Annotated in this window: 18 protein-coding genes; 4 read left to right on the plus strand and 14 right to left on the minus strand. The window is 61.2% G+C overall.

Annotated features, from left to right (window positions below):
- Window positions 1-136 precede the first annotated feature (136 nt).
- Complete coding sequence (locus ACILSE_RS16615; protein WP_395718541.1) at window positions 137-1,639, minus strand: sulfatase; 1,503 nt, start codon at window positions 1,637-1,639, stop codon at window positions 137-139.
- A 227-nt stretch (window positions 1,640-1,866) separates the two neighbouring features.
- Window positions 1,867-2,505 carry a DUF1080 domain-containing protein gene (locus ACILSE_RS16620; RefSeq protein WP_395718542.1) on the minus strand — a complete coding sequence of 213 codons (639 nt, stop codon included), beginning with the start codon at window positions 2,503-2,505 and terminating at the stop codon, window positions 1,867-1,869.
- 139 nt (window positions 2,506-2,644) lie between these two features.
- Here ACILSE_RS16620 and ahcY point away from each other — a divergent pair, with 139 nt between their 5' ends.
- Complete coding sequence (gene ahcY / locus ACILSE_RS16625) at window positions 2,645-4,048, plus strand: adenosylhomocysteinase (RefSeq protein ID WP_395718543.1); 1,404 nt, start codon at window positions 2,645-2,647, stop codon at window positions 4,046-4,048.
- Window positions 4,049-4,161: 113 nt separating this feature from the next.
- Here ahcY and ACILSE_RS16630 read toward each other — a convergent pair whose 3' ends face one another.
- The gene (locus ACILSE_RS16630) at window positions 4,162-4,890 is read right to left on the minus strand and encodes a pseudouridine synthase (protein ID WP_395718544.1); all 729 of its coding nucleotides are present in this window, start codon (window positions 4,888-4,890) and stop codon (window positions 4,162-4,164) included.
- Between the two features lie 89 nt (window positions 4,891-4,979).
- Between ACILSE_RS16630 and ACILSE_RS16635 the strand changes: the two genes are divergently transcribed.
- On the plus strand, window positions 4,980-5,702 hold the full coding sequence (locus ACILSE_RS16635) for a L,D-transpeptidase (RefSeq protein WP_395718545.1): 723 nt from the start codon (window positions 4,980-4,982) through the stop codon (window positions 5,700-5,702).
- A 2-nt stretch (window positions 5,703-5,704) separates the two neighbouring features.
- Here ACILSE_RS16635 and rsgA read toward each other — a convergent pair whose 3' ends face one another.
- Complete coding sequence (gene rsgA, locus ACILSE_RS16640; protein WP_395718546.1) at window positions 5,705-6,826, minus strand: ribosome small subunit-dependent GTPase A; 1,122 nt, start codon at window positions 6,824-6,826, stop codon at window positions 5,705-5,707.
- Window positions 6,823-8,340, minus strand: a complete 1,518-nt coding sequence (locus tag ACILSE_RS16645) for a glucan biosynthesis protein (RefSeq protein WP_395718547.1) — start codon at window positions 8,338-8,340, stop codon at window positions 6,823-6,825. The genes rsgA and ACILSE_RS16645 overlap by 4 nt, the downstream gene beginning before the upstream one ends.
- Window positions 8,341-8,443: 103 nt before the next feature.
- On the opposite strand from ACILSE_RS16645, the gene ACILSE_RS16650 reads away from it, so the two are divergent.
- On the plus strand, window positions 8,444-9,067 hold the full coding sequence (locus tag ACILSE_RS16650) for a DUF2238 domain-containing protein (protein WP_395718548.1): 624 nt from the start codon (window positions 8,444-8,446) through the stop codon (window positions 9,065-9,067).
- Here the strand turns inward: ACILSE_RS16650 and ACILSE_RS16655 are convergent.
- The 6 genes from ACILSE_RS16655 to ACILSE_RS16680 all read right to left on the minus strand — a co-directional run bounded on the left by ACILSE_RS16655 (window position 9,057) and on the right by ACILSE_RS16680 (window position 16,075).
- Window positions 9,057-9,653 carry a family 16 glycoside hydrolase gene (locus tag ACILSE_RS16655; RefSeq protein ID WP_395718549.1) on the minus strand — a complete coding sequence of 199 codons (597 nt, stop codon included), beginning with the start codon at window positions 9,651-9,653 and terminating at the stop codon, window positions 9,057-9,059. The two genes, ACILSE_RS16650 and ACILSE_RS16655, sit on opposite strands and share 11 nt — an antisense overlap.
- 5 nt (window positions 9,654-9,658) lie before the next feature.
- The gene (locus tag ACILSE_RS16660; RefSeq protein ID WP_395718550.1) at window positions 9,659-10,639 is read right to left on the minus strand and encodes a C-terminal binding protein; all 981 of its coding nucleotides are present in this window, start codon (window positions 10,637-10,639) and stop codon (window positions 9,659-9,661) included.
- The gene (locus tag ACILSE_RS16665) at window positions 10,636-12,048 is read right to left on the minus strand and encodes a DUF1501 domain-containing protein (RefSeq protein ID WP_395718551.1); all 1,413 of its coding nucleotides are present in this window, start codon (window positions 12,046-12,048) and stop codon (window positions 10,636-10,638) included. Before ACILSE_RS16665 ends, ACILSE_RS16660 begins: the two co-directional genes overlap by 4 nt.
- Before the next feature lie 148 nt (window positions 12,049-12,196).
- Window positions 12,197-13,663, minus strand: a complete 1,467-nt coding sequence (locus ACILSE_RS16670) for a sulfatase (RefSeq protein WP_395718552.1) — start codon at window positions 13,661-13,663, stop codon at window positions 12,197-12,199.
- Window positions 13,664-13,717: 54 nt separating this feature from the next.
- Window positions 13,718-14,473, minus strand: a complete 756-nt coding sequence (locus ACILSE_RS16675; protein ID WP_395718553.1) for a sialate O-acetylesterase — start codon at window positions 14,471-14,473, stop codon at window positions 13,718-13,720.
- Window positions 14,474-14,575: 102 nt separating this feature from the next.
- Window positions 14,576-16,075, minus strand: a complete 1,500-nt coding sequence (locus tag ACILSE_RS16680) for a sulfatase (protein ID WP_395718554.1) — start codon at window positions 16,073-16,075, stop codon at window positions 14,576-14,578.
- 75 nt (window positions 16,076-16,150) lie between these two features.
- Between ACILSE_RS16680 and ACILSE_RS16685 the strand changes: the two genes are divergently transcribed.
- A complete protein-coding gene (locus ACILSE_RS16685; protein WP_395718555.1) occupies window positions 16,151-17,641 on the plus strand; it encodes an aminoacyl-histidine dipeptidase in 1,491 nt (496 codons plus the stop codon).
- Between the two features lie 2 nt (window positions 17,642-17,643).
- Here ACILSE_RS16685 and ACILSE_RS16690 read toward each other — a convergent pair whose 3' ends face one another.
- From ACILSE_RS16690 to ACILSE_RS16700, 3 genes are read right to left on the minus strand one after another with little or no spacing between them, the layout of a single operon-like run.
- A complete protein-coding gene (locus ACILSE_RS16690) occupies window positions 17,644-19,095 on the minus strand; it encodes an arylsulfatase (RefSeq protein WP_395718556.1) in 1,452 nt (483 codons plus the stop codon).
- Window positions 19,092-19,757 carry a hypothetical protein gene (locus ACILSE_RS16695; RefSeq protein WP_395718557.1) on the minus strand — a complete coding sequence of 222 codons (666 nt, stop codon included), beginning with the start codon at window positions 19,755-19,757 and terminating at the stop codon, window positions 19,092-19,094. Before ACILSE_RS16695 ends, ACILSE_RS16690 begins: the two co-directional genes overlap by 4 nt.
- 35 nt (window positions 19,758-19,792) lie before the next feature.
- Window positions 19,793-19,918 (minus strand): hypothetical protein, encoded by a 126-nt coding sequence (locus tag ACILSE_RS16700; protein WP_395718558.1) that lies wholly within the window; start codon window positions 19,916-19,918, stop codon window positions 19,793-19,795.
- Window position 19,919 lies beyond the last annotated feature (1 nt).

The raw sequence follows: 19,919 nt of genomic DNA on the forward strand, positions 1-19,919 counted from the left end.
GCATGCAACGCGTGGCCACCCGGTATGACAAAACCGATGTTTCATTCATGGCTTTTGTCCTTCTTGCCATCTGCACTTTATCCCTCAGAAACCAATTTTAAAACACGCCCTAGACTCCAACTTCTGTCTGCGGCCGCTACTTCCTCCGCTTCTTCCCTTCCGCGGCGGGCGGGGCTTTGAACTCCTGAACGGGGAATTTTTCTCGCAGGCGTTTACCGAGGGCTTCGATCACTTTTTCGTGCTCGGGCTTCGCGGCGACGTTTTGGTTGTTCTGCGGGTCTTGGACCATGTTGTAGAGCTCGCGGACGGTTTCGGCGCCGGGCTTGGTCCATTCGACGTAGCGCCATTTATCCGTGCGCATGGCGACGCCGAGGTAGCCCTGGCCTTTCGGATACCAACTGAAGGCCGCGTCGTTCACCTTGGCCTCCGGATCATCGAGCACAGGCTTCAAACTGCGACCTTGGAAGGCCGTGTGCACGGGCAGGCCGCACAATTCGGTGAGCGTGGGCGCGAGATCGACGCTCTGCGCCAGCGAATGCGTTTTCCCGCCGGCGTGCTTCATGCCGGGCTGCGAGATGATGAGGCAGTTGTTGGTGGCGCCTTCGTAGTTGTTGTGCTTCGCGCCCCACCAGGTGTGCTCGCCCATGTAGTAGCCGTGATCGCTCCAAAACACGACGATCGTGTTCTTCGCGAGGCCGGTTTCATCGAGCGCGGCCATCAAGCGGCCGACTTGCGCATCGACGTAGCTGATCGCGGCGTAGTAGCCGTGCAGGCACTGGCGTTTGAAGGTCTCTGGCAGCTTGTCGCCCGTGACCTGCGGCACGTCGCGATACCAAAAGAAGTCCGCGCCGCTTGTGGCGGCAAAATCGGGCGCGTCCTTTGGCAGGAACTCGTTGCTAGCGAGCGTGAACTTGGCGGGATCGTAGAGATCCCAGTATTTCTTCGGCGAGATCCACGGCACATGCGGATTGGCAAAACCGACGGCGAGGAAGAAGGGCTGCGCGGGGTTTTTCGCATGCTCTTTGAGCTGCGCGATGGCCTGCAATGCGCAATCGCCATCCAGCAGATCATCGTCGCCGCATTCGACGGACTCAAACGCGGGCACGGCGCTGTTGCGGCTGCCTTTGCCCTTCTGCGGCAGCGCGATGCCTTTCGCCTTTGCCTCCTCGATGAACTTCTTCACGCCCTCCTGCGTGGCGGTGCTGGTGCGCGGCATCTTGCTGTGCCAGGCCGGCACGGTCCACGAGGCGTCGTCATCAATGCCCACATGGTAGATCTTGCCGAGGCTGCGCGTGTGGTAGCCGTTGTTTTTGAAGTGCTGCGGCATCGTGGTGATGTCCGGCATGGTGGTGCGCAGCGTGCGGCCGATTTCAAAGATCTCCGTCGTGGCCGGATACCGCCCGCTGAGCATCGAGATGCGCGAGGGCGAGCACAGCGCCTGCTGCACGTAGCTGCGCTGAAACACCATGCCGCGTTTCGCCAACGCATCGAGGTTCGGCGATTTCACCGTCGTATCGCCATAACAGCCGAGCTGCGGTCGCATGTCATCGCTGGCGATGAAGAGGACGTTGGGCCGCTCCACGGCCAATGACGAAACCAGAATGGCGAATGACGAAACGAAGACGAGGAGTGATCTCATGGCGGGGCGTGAACGATCAGGAGAGGCGTTTCCTTCCTGTTCTTGGGTAAGGAAGATGGCGTCAGCAAAGTAGTCATCTTGCTCCGCAAGATGAGCCGAGGGCTTTCACAGCTCCTGAAGTCGTCCGAAATGGGATGAAGCTGGTGGGAATCACACGCTGAGTTCCTCTCGCGGAGCTAGAGGACCACTTTGCTTCGCCTGCTCGATGACGCTGGGGTTCCCAAGTGCTACTTCAGCTCCTTGATCCGCACATTGCGATACCACACGCGTAGCGCCTCATCTTGGAAGGCGATGTGGCCGAGATTGGGGCGGTCGGCCATGTTCATGGCCTCCAGCGTGGTGTCGATGACTTGCTCGCCGTTGAAGACGACCTTCACAGTGCGGCCTTGGACGGTGATGGTGTAGCGATTCCACTCACCAGCGGGTTTGACCATGTTCTTCGAGGGGCCGGTGCCGTGGACGATGCCGCCGCAGTCGTGGTGGCCGGGCTTGGCGAGGCCGTAAGTGTCGAGGATTTGGACCTCGAAGCCGGTCTTAACGGGCTCCTTCATGTCCGCCACGCGCATGAAGACGCCGCTGTTACCCTTCGCGTTGATCTTGAACTCGAGGTCGAGCACGAAGTCGCCATACAGCTTTTCGGTGGCGATGTAGGCATCGAAGCGTTTCCAGCCTTTCTCGCCTTCGCGAGGATGCAGCGAGACACTGCCATCCGGCTCGACGAGCCAGTTGCCGGTCGTTTTCCAGCCGGTGAGGTCCTTGCCGTTAAAAAGTGGCACAAATCCGGTGGCGCCGGCAGCAGGATGGAGGTCTTCGGCTTGGAGTGAAAAGGCGACGAGGAGGAAGGTGAGGGCGTGAGCGAGCTTCATGGTGGTCAGCCTCAAACGGCGACACAAAGCCGGATAAATCCCCGATTGACACCCCGGCATGCCTTTGGAACATATCAACGCATCCTGATACGTTGATTTGTTTCTTTTCACCCCAAACCTGAACCCACACACGCCCACTATGAGCGACTACAAAGTCAAAGACATCGCCCTCGCCGACTTCGGCCGTAAGGAACTCACTATCGCCGAAAGCGAAATGCCCGGCCTCATGGCCACCCGCGAGAAGTACGGCCCGAAAAAGCCCCTCGCTGGCGTCCGCATCACCGGCTCCCTGCACATGACCATCCAGACCGGCGTGCTCATCGAGACGCTGAAGGAACTCGGTGCCGACGTGCGCTGGGCCTCCTGCAACATTTTCTCCACCCAGGACCACGCCGCGTCCGCCATCGCCGCCTCCGGCACGCCCGTCTTTGCCTGGAAGGGCGAAACGCTCGAAGAATACTGGTGGTGCACCTGGCAGGCCATCATGTTCCCTGGTGAAAAAGGCCCGCAGCTCATCGTCGACGACGGTGGCGACGTGACCCTCCTCATCCACAAGGGCTACGAAATGGAAAACGGCGACAAGTGGGTCGAGACCCCCTCCGACAACCACGAAGTGAAGGTCATCAAGGACCTCCTCAAGGACATCGCCAAGAAGCAGCCCGGCATCTTCCACGAGATCGTGAAGGAACTGAAGGGCGTCTCCGAAGAGACCACCACCGGCGTGCATCGCCTCTATGAAATGGCCAAGGCTGGCAAGCTGCTCTTCCCTGCCATCAACGTGAACGACAGCGTCACGAAGTCCAAGTTCGACAACCTCTACGGCTGCCGCGAATCCCTCCTCGACGGCATCAAGCGTGCCACCGACGTCATGATCGCCGGCAAGGTTGGCGTCGTCTGCGGCTACGGCGATGTGGGTAAAGGCTGCGCCTTCGCCCTCCGCGGCATGGGCGCCCAGGTCGTCGTGACCGAAATCGACCCCGTGTGCGCCCTTCAGGCCGCCATGGAAGGCTTCCGCGTCATGCCCATCGAAGACACCCTCGGCTGGGGCGACATCTACGTCACCACCACCGGCAACAAGGACATCATCCGCCTTGAGCACATGGAGAAGATGAAGGACCAGGCCATCGTCTGCAACATCGGTCACTTCGACAACGAGATCCAAGTCGATAAGCTCAACGCCCGCACGGACGTGAAGCGCCTCAACATCAAGCCGCAGGTGGACAAATACACCTTCCCGGCCGGCAACAGCATCTTCATGCTCGCCGAAGGCCGTCTCGTGAACCTCGGCTGCGCCACCGGCCACCCGAGCTTCGTGATGAGCAACAGCTTCACCAACCAGTGCCTCGCGCAGATCGACCTCTGGGAAAACAAGGACAAGCGCCCCGTCGGCGTCACCGTGCTGCCGAAGAAGCTCGACGAAGAAGTCGCCCGCCTGCACCTCGCCAAGATCGGCGTGAAGCTCACCGTCCTCTCCAAAGACCAGGCCGACTACATCGGCGTGCCCGTCGATGGCCCCTACAAGACGGATCACTACCGTTATTAATGTGGATTCAGCCCTCCGGGCTGAAAACGCAGGCCAGAGGCCTGCACCACACTTCCCATCACCACCCCCAAAACCCCAAAGCGCGTCCGGTCGAAAGGCCGGGCGCGTTTTGGCTATCTCATCGCGGCCACTTCGCGCTTGGTCAGTTCCCGCCATTTTCCTTTCGGAAGATCGCCCAAGGCAAGAGGTCCTATCGCAACGCGCACGAGACGCAGCACTTCGATGCCAAACGCGTCGAGCAGACGCCGGATGTGCCGGTTGCGGCCTTCGTCGAGCGTGAACTCGAGCCAGGTGTTCTTTTCACCCGTGCGCAAAACCGTCACGTTCTTTGCCGAGAGATGCTCGTCATGGTCATGGATGCCGCTTTTCAGCCGAGAAAGCAGCGATTCATCCACAAGGCCGGTAATCTGGACGTGATAAGTCTTGTCCAGGTGCGTCGTGGGATTTGTGATCCTGTCCGCCCAAGTGTTGTCATTTGTGAAAAGCAGCAAACCCTCGCTCGCCTTGTCGAGACGGCCCACGGGGGAGAGATGCGGCAACCTGGAATGCTCGAAGCACGAAAACACCGTCTCGCGGCCGAGTTCATCCGAAGCGCTGGTCACCAGGCCGCGCGGTTTGTTCAGCATGACGTAAACCTGCTTCGCCTGGTTGATGCTCACATCATCCATGATGATGATGTCCTGTCCGAGGATGACCGGGAACTCGGGATTCTTCCGCACCACGTGGTTTACGCTCACCTTGCCCATGCGGATGAGCTCCGTGGCACGGCTACGCGAGCAGAAACCGAGCTTTGACATGGCTCGGGCGAGTCCGGTGCGTGTGGCGGCGGGCGGCGGTGGCATGGCGCAGACTTAGCTCAGCAGAAGCCGCTTTGCCGGAGGAATCTCGTGCAAGACATGCGAGAGACGCCACAGTCCCCTCCTCACACACCATGTCCCGGCGTTTCAGCCTGCTTTTCATTTCTCCATGCCTGATCGCGATCCTGCAGATCGCTTGTCCGGCCGTGTCGCTCGGCGGGACCATTGAGGCCATCACCTTCCACGCGGAGCCGGGAAAGCTCTTTCTACCTGTGGACGAAGCGGTGGACGAGCTGAAGTGGCCGGTGCGGCGAGACGACATGGGCAAAGTTTTTCAATTGAACGAAATGATGCTGCCGCCTGCATCGCTGCGTACTTTGACCGACGGAACGGAAGTGGTGAGCACGGATCAACTGACCCAGGCCGGCGCTGAGGTCTCCCCGCCGGATGAGAATGGCCGTGTCCGTGTCGGCGGCTTCTTCCGTGGTTTCACCCTCGTGGTTTCACCGCAGCGTGTGGTGGTCAGCTTGAAAAGGCAGCAGCTTCAAGGCTGGCAGGGCGATCGCCTGGTCCTGCAAACGCGCATTAGTTCCGGCCGCAACGGCCGCACCCCGGCGGGCGAGTTTCGCGCAGGTCCGTTTCGCACCGTGATGCACCACTCCACCCTTTATCAAAACGCGCCCATGCCCTGGAGCGTGCAGATCAACGGCAATGTCTTCATCCACGGCTTCACCAGTGTTCCCAATTACCCCGCCTCGCACGGCTGCATCCGCGTGCCGCTCAACGAGGGCAATCCGGCGAAGTTTTTTTATGAATGGGTGCTCGACAGCACGCCAGTGAGCGTGACGAGAGACTGATCTCAGGCCCTCGGTTTCAAATCACGCTCGATGTCCTCACGGTCCACGCGGTTGCGCGCCTTGATCTTGTGATCGCGCTTGTTGCGGCGTTCGACAGTCATCTGACGCTTCTTGCGCTTTTTGCGCAGCGCTGCGATCTCGTCCTCAAGCTTCAAATAGCCTTCGTAGCGCTCCGCATCCAGCGTTCCGGCCTCCACGGCACCACGAATGGCACATCCGGCGTCCTTGCCGTGTTTGCAGTCGTGAAAGCGGCACTGTAGCGCGATCTCGTCGATGTCAGCAAAGCGTTCGCGCAGCGTGGTTTCGTCCGTCCACATCTGCACTTCCTTGATACCCGGGTTATCGATGAGGATGCCGCCTTTTTCGAGCACCAGCAGCTCGCGCGCTGTGGTGGTGTGGCGGCCTTTGCCAGTGACCTCATTCACCTCGTCCACCCACTGCCAGTCTTCGCCGAGCAGCAGGTTCACCAGTGCTGACTTCCCCACACCGCTGGAACCGATGATGGCGACGGTTTGACCACGCCTGAGGTGATCCTTGAGCACCTTGAGTCCCTTGCGCTTCTTCACGCTGGTCACATGCACTTCGGCCTCCGTGTTTAGCGCACGGATCTCTGCAGCGGCCTGCTGGTTCTGCTCGTCAGGGTAAAGATCGGCCTTGTTGATCAGCACGACGGCTTGGGCGCCGCTGCGGGCGATGAGCGTGAAGTAGCGCTCCATGCGCCGTGGACTGAAATCGGGTCCCGCATCAGTCACGACGATCACCGTGTTCACATTCGCCGCGATGACCTGCTCCTCGGCGCTTTCACCAGCCGCTTTGCGGGAAAAACAGGTCTGCCGCTGCAAGCGGGCACGGATGACGTTGTCGCCGTTCTCGCCGCCGACTTCCAAAGCCACCCAGTCGCCGACCGCTGGCAGTTCGGCATCGGTTTCAGCATCGTGATACACCTTGCCGCTCAAAACGACCTCGAATTCGTCGAAGCCATTCGCTCCGTCTTCCAGCAGAGCGCCGTAGCTGATCTTGTTGTCACGGATCAACCGTGCTGGCTTCCAGCCTTCCGCCCGGAACGGCTCAAACTGCCGTTCGAAGAAGTCATTCCAGCCGAGATCGAGGAGGTTCAGCTTCATCGACGCCACTGGTACATCCAGCGTTCGGAGATCACCTTCTTGCCATCCTTCAGCTCCATCATGATCTCCAGGAGGTTGCTCTTTTCAGGGATGTCGAGCTTGAAGAAGGCACGCCAGCCGCCGGTCTCGTTGTTCTTCATCACACGTTTGTCGATCACCTGTCCCTCGCCACCGCTGAGCACCACGTCGATGTCCGGCGTCCATTCCTTGTCCTGCGGATTCCGCGTGACTTTCTGCGGCGCGAAGTCGATGACGTAGAGATGATCGTCCGAGTCCATCACGAAGCCGCGGCGTGAGCTGATCACCTTGTACAGGCCGGCTGGCTCGTGCTGGTCAAGCCAGTGCAGCTTGTACTCGACTTTGAGCGGCTCGGCGGGTGTGGCGGGCAGTTGATCCGGCTTCCACATCGCCACGATGTTGTCCCAAGTTTCCTCACCGGTGGAAAGCTCGACCAGCGTCACCGCTCCTTTGCCAAATCCGCTCACCGGTTCCACCCACACGGCGGGACGACGGTGGTAGTTTGCCTCGAGGTCCTGGAAGTTGTTGAAGTCGCGATCACGTTCCGCAAGACCGAAGCCCTTCAGCCGGTCCGTCTCGAAAATGCTCAGGCGAAGATCGCGGCTGACATCCAGAGGCCGCCAGATGGACGGGCCGCCTTCGATTTCAATCTGCAAGCCGTCGGAATCATGCACCTCCGGACGGAAATCGTAGGGCTTCGGGTTCGAGTTCTCACCAAACCAGAACATGCTCGAGAACGGTGCGATGCCGAGCATCTTCACCGCCTTGCGCAGGTGCAGCGTGGCCTTCACCTTCATCTCCGTCGTCACGCCCGGCGTTGATTCGAACTCGTAGGCACCGGTGATGCTCGGCCCGTTCAGCAGCGCGAGCAGCTTGAAGGACTTGTCGCCTGGTTTGGGCTGCTGGAACCAGAAATGCGTGAAGTCCGGGAACTCCTCCGGTTCCCCGCCGATCGTGTTCACCGCGACACCGCGTGCCGAGATGCCGTAGCCGAGCTCGGTGGTCACCGCACGATAGTAACTCGCGCCCATGAAGACCATGAACTCAAATGGCCGCTTCACCAGCGAGTCGGGCGCCAGCACGCGGAAGCCGGCGTAGCCCACCGGGTTCTTTGCCTCCGCAGGCACTTTGAGGTCGCCGTACTCGAAGTGCGTCCGGTCGAAAGGCACATCCACCGTCTTCGCCGCCTGCATGTTGTAGAAGACGACCGGCTTCTTAAACATCCAGCCAGGATGGAAGAACTCGATGCGATACGTATCGCCAAGCTCGGCAAAGAGCGCCTTGTCACGCAGGAAGCGGATCTGGCGGTGCCCGTCGTATTTCAAGCCTTCGAAGAAGGGATCAAGCTGCTGCGAAGGTGCTTGGTAAGGCTGCGTGGCGAGTTGAGCAGCGACTTTCTCAAGATCACCAAACCCCTTCACCGAGTCCAAGGCCACCTGTGAGAACACGGGCGTGGCAAGCAACGACAGTACAGCAAGGGGGAGTGGAAATTTCATGCAGGGGAGAGGGCGGCGCTAGGATGCAGCACGAGGGATGCCAGTCAACCACCCTGGCAGGAAGCTCTTGCCACGGGGCGGGCCACCTTGTCATGATACGGCCATGAGCACCTCTCCTCCCGCGAAGCTGCTACCCGTCCTGCTTTTCAATGCGGCCTACATCGCCCTGGCGGCCTCGGTCTCCGTCTCGCGTGGCAACCGCGAGTTCGTCTTTTACATCGTGGTGATGCTCGTGCTCATCGCGGTGATGAGCCTCGTTCACAGCCGCGTGAAGCTCACCACTGGCCTGCTGTGGGCCTTTTCGATGTGGGGACTGGCGCACATGGCAGGCGGCCTCTGCCCGCTGCCTTCGGGATGGCCTTACAATGGCGACCAGGAGGTGCTCTACAGCCTCTGGCTCATTCCAAACCGCCTGAAATACGATCAAATCGTCCACGCCTACGGTTTCGGCATCACCACCTGGCTGTGCTGGCACATCCTGCGTCAGGCGTTGCGTCAGCCAGACGGTGGTTCCGTGCGGCCGACCTTCGGCATGCTGGCGCTCTGTGCTGCCGCAGGCATGGGCTTCGGCGCTTTGAACGAGGTGATCGAATTCATCGCCGTGCTCACGATTCCGAACACCAACGTCGGTGGTTATGAGAACACCGGCTGGGACTTGGTCGCGAATCTCGTCGGCAGCACCATCGCCGCGATGATCATCCGCCTGCGCACCCACCCTACTGCGTGATCTTCAGGCTGCGGAACTCCAACGCGCCCGCTTTTTCGCCCTCCGGCCCGCCTGAATCACCGCCGAGGCCGAAGGTGAGCTTTTCCTCGGCGATGCAGGCGTTCTCGGCGGAAATCGTCTGGTCATCGATCGTGGCGGTCATGGTGGGTCCTTTGAAAACGAGCTTCACGCGATGCCAGTCACCCACGGCGAGCTTCGCGGGCGTTTTTAGCAACTCCTTCGTCTCGCCCTTCTTCGGATGCGCCAGGATGCGCAGTTGATCCTTCCCCATGACCAGATGCACGAGGTGTCCACGCTCCTGCGAGCCATTGAAAATGATACCGGCAAACGTTGCCCGGCCTTCGAGGCGGAACTCGCACTCCACCGTGGCGTCCTTCAGCGGCAGCTTGCGCATCTTCACGGGACCGTGACGCCGTGCTCCAGACTCAAAGCCGCGCAAAACGCCGTTTTCAGCCTTCCAAGTGCCGAGACCCCAGAACCAGTCTTTGGACAAGTCTTCTTGGAATGACTCCTGAAGCAACACCGCCGGCTCAACGGCACGGAGTTGCATCACGAAAGCGAAAATGAGGGCGGCGAGCAGGCGCATGGCCATCAAACGACACCGTTGACGACATTTTCCAATCTTTGCCCTGTCACCGCCGCCAGCGCGATGCGTGCGGAGGTACTGCGCATCTCGATCTTCGATTCCACACTGCAAAACGCCGCATGGCACGTCGCGATGAGATTCGGTGTGGCGGCTTCTTCGGCGCTGCGCAGCGGTTCATCCTCGATCACATCCAGCCCCGCGCCTGCGATACGGCCTTCGCGCAACGCCGCGAGAATGGCGCTCTTCTTGATCACACCGCCGCGTGCCGTGTTCACCACAAACGCGCCCGGTTTGAGCAGCGACAGCTCGCGCTCGGCGATCAGATGACGCGTTTCATCATTCAGCGGGCAATGAAGCGACAATACATCGCTCTGCGCGAGCAATTCATCGAGTGTGCGCACCCGCATGACGCCCACGGCCTTGTCCGCGCCGTTGGCCAGATACGGATCGTGAAACACCACGCGAAAACCAAGCGCCTTCGCCCGCAGCGCCGTCGCCGTGCCGATGCGGCCGAGGCCGACGATGCCAAACGTCAGCTCGCGCAGCCGCCGCAGCCTCGCGCCGATCTTGATGTTCCATCCCAGCGTCTTCGCCTCCGCATCGAGCGGGAAAAGCTGCCGGCAAAGCGCCATCGCCAGCGCGATGGCATGATCCGCCACCTCCTCCGTGCCGTAGTCCGGCACATTGCACACCGCGATGCCTCGCTCACGAGCCGCCGCAATGTCCACGCTGTCAAAACCGACGCCGTTGCGGATGATCGCCCGACAATTCTTGAGGTTTGCGATGCCTTGCGCCGTCAGCGGCATGTTGTGCCAGATGATGATCGCATTCGCGCCCGTGATCTCGTCATCGAGGTCCGCATCCGTATCGCAAAGATGCCGCGTCACCCGCGCCATGCTGCCGATGATACCTTTTTCAATAGCCGACTCCACATCTCCCTGCGGAGCGGTGCGCCAGTCGATGATCGCGATGTGTGGCAAACTCATGTGATGATCCCTTTGATGACGTGCCCGTGGACATCCGTCAACCGGCGCTGGATGCCGTTGTGGTAGTAGCTGAGCTTCTCGTGGTCGAGGCCGAGCAAGTGCAGTGCGGTGGCATGAAGATCGTAGCAGTAGGCGGGGTTTTCGGCGGCTTTGAAGCCGAGATCGTCGGTGCTGCCATACGCGGTGCCGCCCTGAATGCCGCCACCGGCCATCCAGGCGGTGAAGGCGCCGGGATTGTGGTCACGGCCTTTGCCGGCGCCTTGCGCGGCGGGCTGGCGGCCGAATTCGGTGGTGCAGATGACGAGCGTGCTGTCCAGCAGGCCGCGTGATTTCAAGTCGGTGAGCAGCGCGGCGGCCCCGCTGTCGAGAATGGGGCCCCAATAGCCGTGATCGCGCACGAGGTCCTCGTGGCTGTCCCAGTTCGGGCGGATTTTCTTCGCGGTGGTGTTTTCCGCGCCGCAGAAGAGCTGCACGAAGCGCACGCCGCGCTCCACGAGCCGTCGTGCGAGTAAACACTGCCTTCCAAACGGCCCGATGTCCTCGTGATCGAGCTGGTAGAGCTTTTTCGTCGCCTCAGTCTCGCCGTTCACGTTGGTGGCTTCGGGCGCGCTGAGCTGTAAACGCGCTGCAAGCTCGTAAGCGGCGATTCGGGCCTCCAACTCGCTGTTTTCGCGTCGTTGGGCTGCGTGCGTGCGATTGAGTACTTGGAGGAATTCGCGGCTTTTTTCCTCGGAACCGTCGATGTAGCCCTTCGGCGGGAAAAGATCGGCGATGGGCGGTTTTTCGGCATCGGTGGTGATGACGGTGCCCTGATGAATCGCGGGCAAAAACCCCGCGCCCCAGTTTAGAACGCCACCGGGCGGCAAACCGCGCGGATCAGGCAGCACGACGAAAGCGGGAAGATCTTCGCTGAGGCTGCCGAGGCCATACGTGACCCACGCGCCCATGCTCGGAAAGCCGGGAAGAATGAAGCCGCTGTTCGCCATGAACATCGCAGGGCCATGCAGCGCGGTTTTGCTCTGCATGGAGTGGATGAAGGCCATGTCATCGACCTTTGTGGCGAGTTTCGGAAACAAATCGCTCATCCAGCGTCCGCACTCGCCATGCTGGCGGAACTTCCACCAGCTCTGCTGGCAGTTGCCGGGCTTGGAAGCGAAGAACTGCAGTTTGCCATCCGGATCGAAGGGTTTGCCCTGCCGCTTTTCGAGCTCGGGTTTGTAATCCCACGTATCGACATGCGACAGGCCGCCCGGGCAGAAAATCTGGATCACTGCCTTCGCTTTCGCCGCATGATGTCCGCCCTTCGGCGAGAGCGGATTCGCCGATGCCGCGCTGGCATCGCGATGCAGCAGCGAGGCCAGCGCGGCTCCGTTGAGGCTGTGAAGGAAGTTACGGCGGGTGGGAGGCATGAGAATTGGTCAGACCAATTCAAAAAACGCCTTTGGCGAGGGTTTCCTTGCCAGCGGCTGCAAGTTCATCGGTTGGAGTGCAGGCTTTAGCCGATCTGGAGGATCGTTCGTATCGGCTAAAGCCTAGACTCCAACACCTGCTGCTCGATTACTTCTTCAGCCCCGCGAGCATCGCCTTCATCTTCGCGACGGTTTCGGCGTGCGCGGGGTCTTTGGAGAGGTCTTTGGACTCTTGCGGATCGTTTTGCAGGTCGAAGAGCGTCGCGCCTTGGCGGCCTTCGTCCCATTCGGTGTAGCGGAATTGCTCGGTGCGCACGCTGAGGCCGAAGAAGGCACCGGCCTTGCCTTTGCCCTTTCCTTTCCCTTGAGCCTTCTTGCCTTTTTCGAGGTTCTTCGGGTCAAAGCTCGGCGCTGTGGTGCCCTGAGGTGCGCCGCGCAGCGTTTGGGTGAAGGCGGGCTTGTCCCAGGCGGCCTGCGGATTGTCGAGCAGCGGCTTCAGGCTCACGCCATCGCTTTGAGGAAGAGGCAGGCCGCACACATCGGCGAGCGTGGCGTGCACGTCGATGAGCTCGACAGGGCGCGGGCAGCTCTTGCCGTTGTTCGCGTTGCCGGGGACGCTGATGATGAGCGGCACGCGGGCGGAGTTTTCCCAGATGCTTTGTTTTTGCCACAGGCCGTGATCGCCGAGGTGGTAGCCGTGGTCGCTGTGAAACACGATGACCGTCTTCTCACGCAGCCCGAGACGCTCGACCGCAGCCACGACCTGCCCGACCTGATCATCCATGAAGGTGGTGGAGGCAAAGTAGGCCTGCAGGATCTCTTTGCGCATCGGGTCGGTGAGCTGGTCCTGCTCTTTCTTGTAGCTGGCGTAAGCGGCGGTCGGCATGCCCGGCGCATCCTTCATCGGGCCGGTGGCGAGCTGGATCTTGTCGATGGGATAGCCTTCGAAATACTTCGCCGGGGCGACATACGGCGTGTGAGGACGGTAAAAGCCGACCGCGAGGTAAAACGGACCGTCCTTCTTCGCTTCGAGCAGCTTGATGGCCTCTGCGGCGCCAATCGCATCGGTTTGCGGCTCCTCGGAGGGATCGTTGAACCAGCTCAGCGTGCCGCCGAACTGCCCCGGCGTGAGCGTGTGGATCTGGTCCTCGACTTTCTTGTCATGACCGATGGGATTCACGACCTGCTGCCACGACGGCTCGTCATCGAGACCGCTGGTGCCGATCTGCGTCGGCACGCCGTAGTGGTAAAGTTTGCCGACGCGGGCCGCGAACGCGCCTGCCTTCGAAAACGTCTGCGGGATGCTCAGCACGTCGGGCAGGGCTTTGCGGAAGTGCGTGCTGTTTTCATACACCTTCGTGCTGCCCGGGCGCATGCCGGTCATGAAGGACGCGCGGCTCGGATTGCACAGTGGATACTGGCAATAGGCTTTTTCAAAGCGCACGCCGGTGGCCGCGAGCTTGTCGATGTGCGGTGATTTCACCTGCGCATGCCCGTAGCAGCCGAGGGAGGTGTTCAAGTCATCCGAGACGATGTGAAGCACATTGAACTTCGGCGGCGCGGCCAACGCAGTGGCAGCAACGAGGGCAAAACTAGCGGCAAGGAGCGATTTCATGGTGGCGCGTGGTAACGCGCCTGATCGCCGCACTTCTCAACGAAATGCACCCGCTCACTCCGGCCGCCCATTCTCTGCGGGCTTCTTGCCTTCGATGAGCGCCTTGGCCTGACGCACGAAACGGCGGCCGAGGAGTTCGTAGCCGGGTTTGGTGTAGTGGAGGTCCTGGGTCATCGCGCCTTTGATTTCTTTGTCGTTGAGGTCGTCGCAATCGACCCACGCGCCGCGTGGATCTGCCTTGGCGACTTCGACCTGGCTTTCGCGGACGACTTTCCAGGCGGGCGGGTTGATGCGGTCGTGGTCGCTGATGCGGCCGATGACGACATGCATGTTTGGCTGCTTCAAATCGCGGCGCAGGTTGGCGATGAGCTGCTTCAAGGCATCGGCGTAGGGCGCGTGGAGGCCGGTTTTGGAGTCGTTCTCGCCCTGCATCCAGCAGAAGGTGACGGACTTCACGTTCGGGTGCGCCTTCAGCATGGTGGCGAACTGCTCTAGGATGCGCGGGTAAAAGATGGTGCCCTTGCTCTTGTCCTTCTCACGTGCCTTCGCCACATCGACGCCGTGCTTCGTCGCGATGTCGTTCCATTCATCGACCCAGTAACGAATGGGCATGCCGCCGACCGCGACTTTGATGTAAGCCACGTCCGCATCCGGAAACGCGATCTTCGCCTCCGGCTCAAATCCGAGCTTCGGGTCCATGCCGGCCATGTTTGACTGCCCGGTGAGGATGAAAAGATGCGCCGGACGGTCCGCGGCGGAAGCGAAGAGCAGAGGGCAGAGAGTAAGGAGGAGGATGGCGAGGTGTTTCATGAAGCGGGGAAAGAGAACCACGGAATACACAGAATACACGGAAAGGGTTTCAGCCGATTGCTTCTGAGTTCCATGTATTCCGTGTGTTCCGTGGTCGAAGAACTACTTTGCATAATCGCCGCCCGTAAGGCTCTTCAAAACGGACTGCTGCCACGTGCGGAGCTTCGCCTGGAGCTCCCACACGCGTTCGGCTTGCTGTTTGGCGAGGTCGTTTTTCTCCTCGGGGTCGGCTTCGAGGTCGAAGAGCTCGGTTTTGGCACTGGCGGCTTTTTTGCCGTCGTGGATGACGAGCTTGTGGTGGCCGTCGAGGATGGCGCGGGGGCCGAGGAAGTCGGCTTCGATGATCTCACCGGGGTGGCGGATGTTTTTGAAGTCACGCGTGGCTTTGCCGCCGGAGAGCTTGGCCAGCGGGGTGGTGCCTTCTTGCTGCTTCGGGTCGATGTAGGGCTCGGTTTGGAGGCCGTTGAAGCGAGCGGTGTTGTAGTCCCAGAGGAAAATCGGCGACGGGCGCTCGGTGATCGTGCCATCGAGCACGGGCGTGAGGTCGATGCCGTCGAGCGGTCGTTTGGGCAAAGGCTGGCCGGTGAGCGCGGCGAGCGTGGGCAGCAGATCGCTGGTGTGCGCGACGACCTGGCTCGTGCGCGGTGCTTGGATGCGTGCCGGCCATTCGATGAGACCGGGGACGAGCGTGCCGCCTTCATACATCTGGCCCTTCACACCGCGATGCGGCCGCACGAGCGATCCATCGGGCGAGGTGCCGTTGTCACCACAGTAAAACAGCAGCGTGTCCTCGCGCAGCCCGGTGGCGGCGAGATGCTTTCTCAATTGCCCGATGGCGCGGTCCATCGCGGTGATCTCGGCGTAGCGCTCGCGTAGCACCTCGCCCTGCGGTCGGGTGACGGGAGCGCCGGTTTCGTTCGAGGTGAGGCGCACTTTGTTCTTCGCGTATTTTGCGGGCAGGTCGTCGTAGAGCGCCAGATCCTGCGGCAGGCCGCTGTAGGGCTCGTGCGGCGAGCCGAACCAGATGACGGTGAAGAACGGTTTCGCGTCTTTCTTCACGCGGTCAATGAACTGCATCGCCTCGCGCACGAGGATCTCGGAGCTTTCACCTTCAAAGACCTGCGGCGGCCCGCCGTTGCGTGAGAGCGAGGGATTCAGCTCGAAGAAGTTGTCGTGCGAGAGCCACTCATGAAATCCCATCGCGCCCGGATTCGTCGGCGAGCCCGCTTTGACCGTGCCAACATGCCATTTGCCGAAATGCGCGCACTGGAAGCCCGCTTTCGAAAGGACATGCGCCACGGTGATCTCCTCTGGCCGCAGCGACCAGCCCGGCGCGAAGGTGCCCATGCGATTCGGATGCCGTCCGGTGAGAAAGCTCGCGCGTGTGGGCGAGCAACTCGGATGCGCCGAGTGAAATCGCTCCAGCCGCAGCCCCTGCGCCGCCATTTCGTCGAGCGTGGGCGTCTTCACATGCGGATGCCCATGGTAGCCCGTCTCCTCCCAGCCATGGTCATCGCCCATCATGAGGATGATGTTCGGCTGTGCCCAGGCGGAGAGCAGAGGGCAAAGAGCGAAGAGGATGAGCGCGGCGGGGAGCTTCATGGCGGCTAAAAACGTGCGTGAAGGCCTCATCTCCCAGTTTTCTCATCGCGTAATCCACGCCATACATGCCGCCTCATGTCCGACGCCATCCGCTCCCTCGAACCCCGCGCCCTCTGGAACTGCTTCGCCGACCTCAATGCCGTGCCGCGGCCGTCGAAGAAGGAGGCGAAGGTGAAGGCCTTTGTGCGGGCGTTTGCCGACAAGCATGCGCTGGAGTGCCTGGAGGACAGCGGCGGCAATTTGATCGTGAAGAAACCGGCCACCGCCGACCGCGCGGGGCATGCGCCGGTCATTTTGCAGGCGCATCTCGACATGGTGCACAAAGCGGCGGACGGCGTGAGCTTCGATTTCGAGAATCAGGGCATCGACATGTGGATCGACGGTGATTGGGTGCGTGCCCGCAGCACCACGCTCGGTGCTGACAACGGCCTCGGAGCCGCCGCGATCCTGGCGGTGCTCGCGTCGAAGGATCTGTCGCATCCGCCCATCGAGGCGCTGCTCACCATCGACGAAGAGCAGGGCATGAGCGGCGCGCGGATGCTGCAAGGCGGTCTCTTGAGCGGCAAAACGATGCTTAACCTCGATTCGGAGGAAGATGACGAATTCACCATCGGATGCGCGGGCGGCATCGACACGCTGGTGAGCTGGCAGCACTACACGCACTCGCTTCATGCGCCCGAGCCGCGCTATGAAATCCGCATCGAAGGATTGCGCGGCGGTCATTCCGGCCTGCAAATCCACGAAGGCCGTGCGAATGCCATCAAGCTCATGGCGCGGCTGTTGGATACTTGTGGCACTGAAATGGTCGCTCTGAGCGAAATGAAGGGCGGCAGTGCTCGAAATGCGATTCCAGCGCGATGCACGGCGGTGGTGGTCGTGCAGGCAGGATCGTGGGAAAAGGAAAAGGCCGACGCGGAGGATGAGGCAGCTTTTGAGAAAAGAATCGCTGACGAAGCAGCGGACATCCTGGCGGAGTTTCGCCGCATCGAGCCGGACATGCGGATCACGACGCAAAAACTCCCTCCATCGCCTCACGGCTTCACGCCCACGATGACCGATGAGAACCAGCGGGCTTTCGTGAGCGCCCTTCGGGCCGTGGTGAACGGCGTGTATCGAATGAGCCCTGAAATCACCGGTTTGGTCGAGGCTTCGTCGAATTTGTCCCTCATAGATGTCGCGGAGGACTGCGCCGAGTGGAGCGGCCTGCAACGCAGCAGCGTCGAATCCAGCAAGCGTGATGTCGCAGCAGCCTTCGCCGCTCCGTTCCGCCTCATCGGCGCCGAGGTGCGAAACGACGACGGCTATCCCGGCTGGAGTCCCAGCGCCAGCTCCGCGATCCTCGACCAGATGAAAGGCATCTACCGCGAGCTCTTCGGCCACGACGTCGGCGTCAGCGCCTGCCACGCCGGTTTGGAGTGCGGCGTCATCGCGCAGACCTATCCAGGCCTCGACATGATCTCGTTTGGACCTGACATCGAAGAAGCCCACTCTGAGAACGAACGCGCCAGCATCTCCTCGGCGCAGAAGTTCTGGAAGCTGCTCACGACGACCTTGGCGCGGCTTTGAGATTATTCCTTCGCCGCTTTACGGTTGGGTTTGCTCACGATGACGGGCGCGTCGTTCGTTTGCGGCGATCCCGCCGTGCTGCGGCCGTTGGCGATGATGTCGTTGAGCAGCGTGGTGAGGCGTTGCACGACTTCGGGGTGTTTGTTGTGCAGGTTGATGGTTTCGGCGGGGTCGGTGCTCAGGTCGTAGAGTTGCGCGGCGGGCAGGCCTTGTTTCGCGGCTTCGGCGTCGCCGGGCTTTCCCCAGCCGCCGCTGCCGGGACAGAGGGCGAGTTTCCAGTTGCCCTGACGGATCGCAAAGCGTCCGCTGATGCTGTGATGCACCACATGCTCGTGCAGCGGCGCTTGGTCTTGGCCGAGCAGCGCGGGGAGAAGGCTCACGCTTTCCTCGGCGGTGTTTTCGGGCAGTTTCGCCTCGAGAATGGCTGCGCAGGTGGCGAGGAAATCGGTGTGGCAGATGGTTTGCGCGCTTTTCGAGCCTGCGGCGACCTTTCCGGGCCAGCGCACAAAAAAAGGCACGCGATGCCCGCCTTCCCAGATGTCCGCTTTGTAACCGCGAAAGCCCGCGCTGGCGAAGTGGCCGCTCTTTTCGAGCTGCGCGGTCTTGGCGGCAGGCGAGCAGCCGTTGTCGGAGGTGAAGAAGACGAGTGTGTTCTCCGCGAGGCCATGCTGGTCGAGCGCGGCAAGCACTTCGCCGACGATGGCATCGGTTTGCATCACGAAGTCCGCGTAGTCGCCGAGGCCGCTTTTGCCTTTCCACGACGCGGAGGGCACGATGGGCGTGTGCGGTGACGTGAGCGGCAAGTAGAGGAAAAAGGGCGCGTCCGACTTTACGCAGGCCGCGAGGTGGCTCACCGCGCGTGCGCCGAGCCGTGGCAGCATGTCGATGGTCTCGATGTGCTCGATGACGCGATCATTCTCGATGAGCGAGGTCATCGTGCGGGCATTCGAGCAGCCAAAATAACGATCAAAGCCGCGTGTCGTCGGTCCGCCGATGATGCGTGCGCCTACTGGCAGGCCGGAGCGGTCTTTGCCCTTGTTTGAATCCATGTCGGACTGGAAGCCGAGATGCCATTTGCCGATGCAGGCGGTGCTGTAGCCCTGTTGTTTGAGAAAACCGGCCACCGTGAGCCGGTCGGCGGCAATAAGCGGCTCGTCGTTGCCGCCATCGAGCACGCCGCTCTGCAACCGCGTGCGCCACGCGTAGCGCCCGGTGAGCAGGCCATATCGCGTGGGCGTGCACACCGACGATCCGCTGTGCGCATCCGTGAACGTCATGCCCTGCGCCGCGAGCCGGTCCAAATGCGGCGTGGCGATTTTTCCGCGCTGCGGATTCAGGCAATGCACATCGCCATAACCAAGGTCGTCCGCGAGGATGTAGAGGATGTTCGGCTTCGCCGACAAGGACGAATGTAGAAGGACGAATGACGAAACAAGCAGCAGGAGGGGCTTCATGGCGCGGTGGAGATCACTTGGATGTCATCGAGCTCGATGCCGGCCTCGCCGCCGTTTTGCATCCAGAGGAGTTTGCGCTTCGCGGCGTTCAAATTGGGCCTTGTGAGCGTTTTCGACCACGTCTGGCCATCGAGCGTGATTTGGACCTCCTCGCCGCGGAAGACGAGTTTCACCGCTCGCCACGTGTTGGTAGTCAGATCGACTTTTTCGAGCGGGAAGACCTCGTTCAGGCGATAAGCGCCGCTCTTTTTGTCGGGTGGGCGACCGTTTTTCTGCCGCAGCGGATGGTTGGCGTCTTTGGAGTGCGCATCGACCTGCAACTGCACGCCTTCACGCAGCAGTTTGACGCGCAGCATGTGATCCTCGCTGCCGAAACCATCGTCGCCATCGACGAAGAACCACAACCACCCGCCCGGCGCGAGATGGCGATAGCGAAAGGAGATCGTGAGGTCTTTTCCCTCGACCGGCAGATAGACCATCGGCGGATACTTGCCTCCGCTGGCCCCACGCGTCCAAAGCACGCCATCGCGCACGCTCGTGTTCTTGTTCGGAATCGGCGTCAGGAAGCGCTTCGCATCGAACTCGGGGCCAAAGGTTTCACGAATGGGCTCGGCGGCAAAGCTGGTGGAAATGAAAACGAGGGCGAGGAGAGCACGCGACATCCGGTGAGAACGTCGATAGCCATCGAATCTGGCCGCTACTCCCACACCAGCCTCAAAAACTCCGGCGCGGGGCCTTTCGACAGCGGGGCGTCGCTCGCGGTGCTGCCTTTGGCGGCAAAGTGGGCGCAGAGGCCGAGTTGATCGACATCAAGACAGCCCATT

It is taken from the genome of Prosthecobacter sp., from assembly GCF_044236155.1.
Lineage (GTDB): Bacteria > Verrucomicrobiota > Verrucomicrobiia > Verrucomicrobiales > Verrucomicrobiaceae > Prosthecobacter.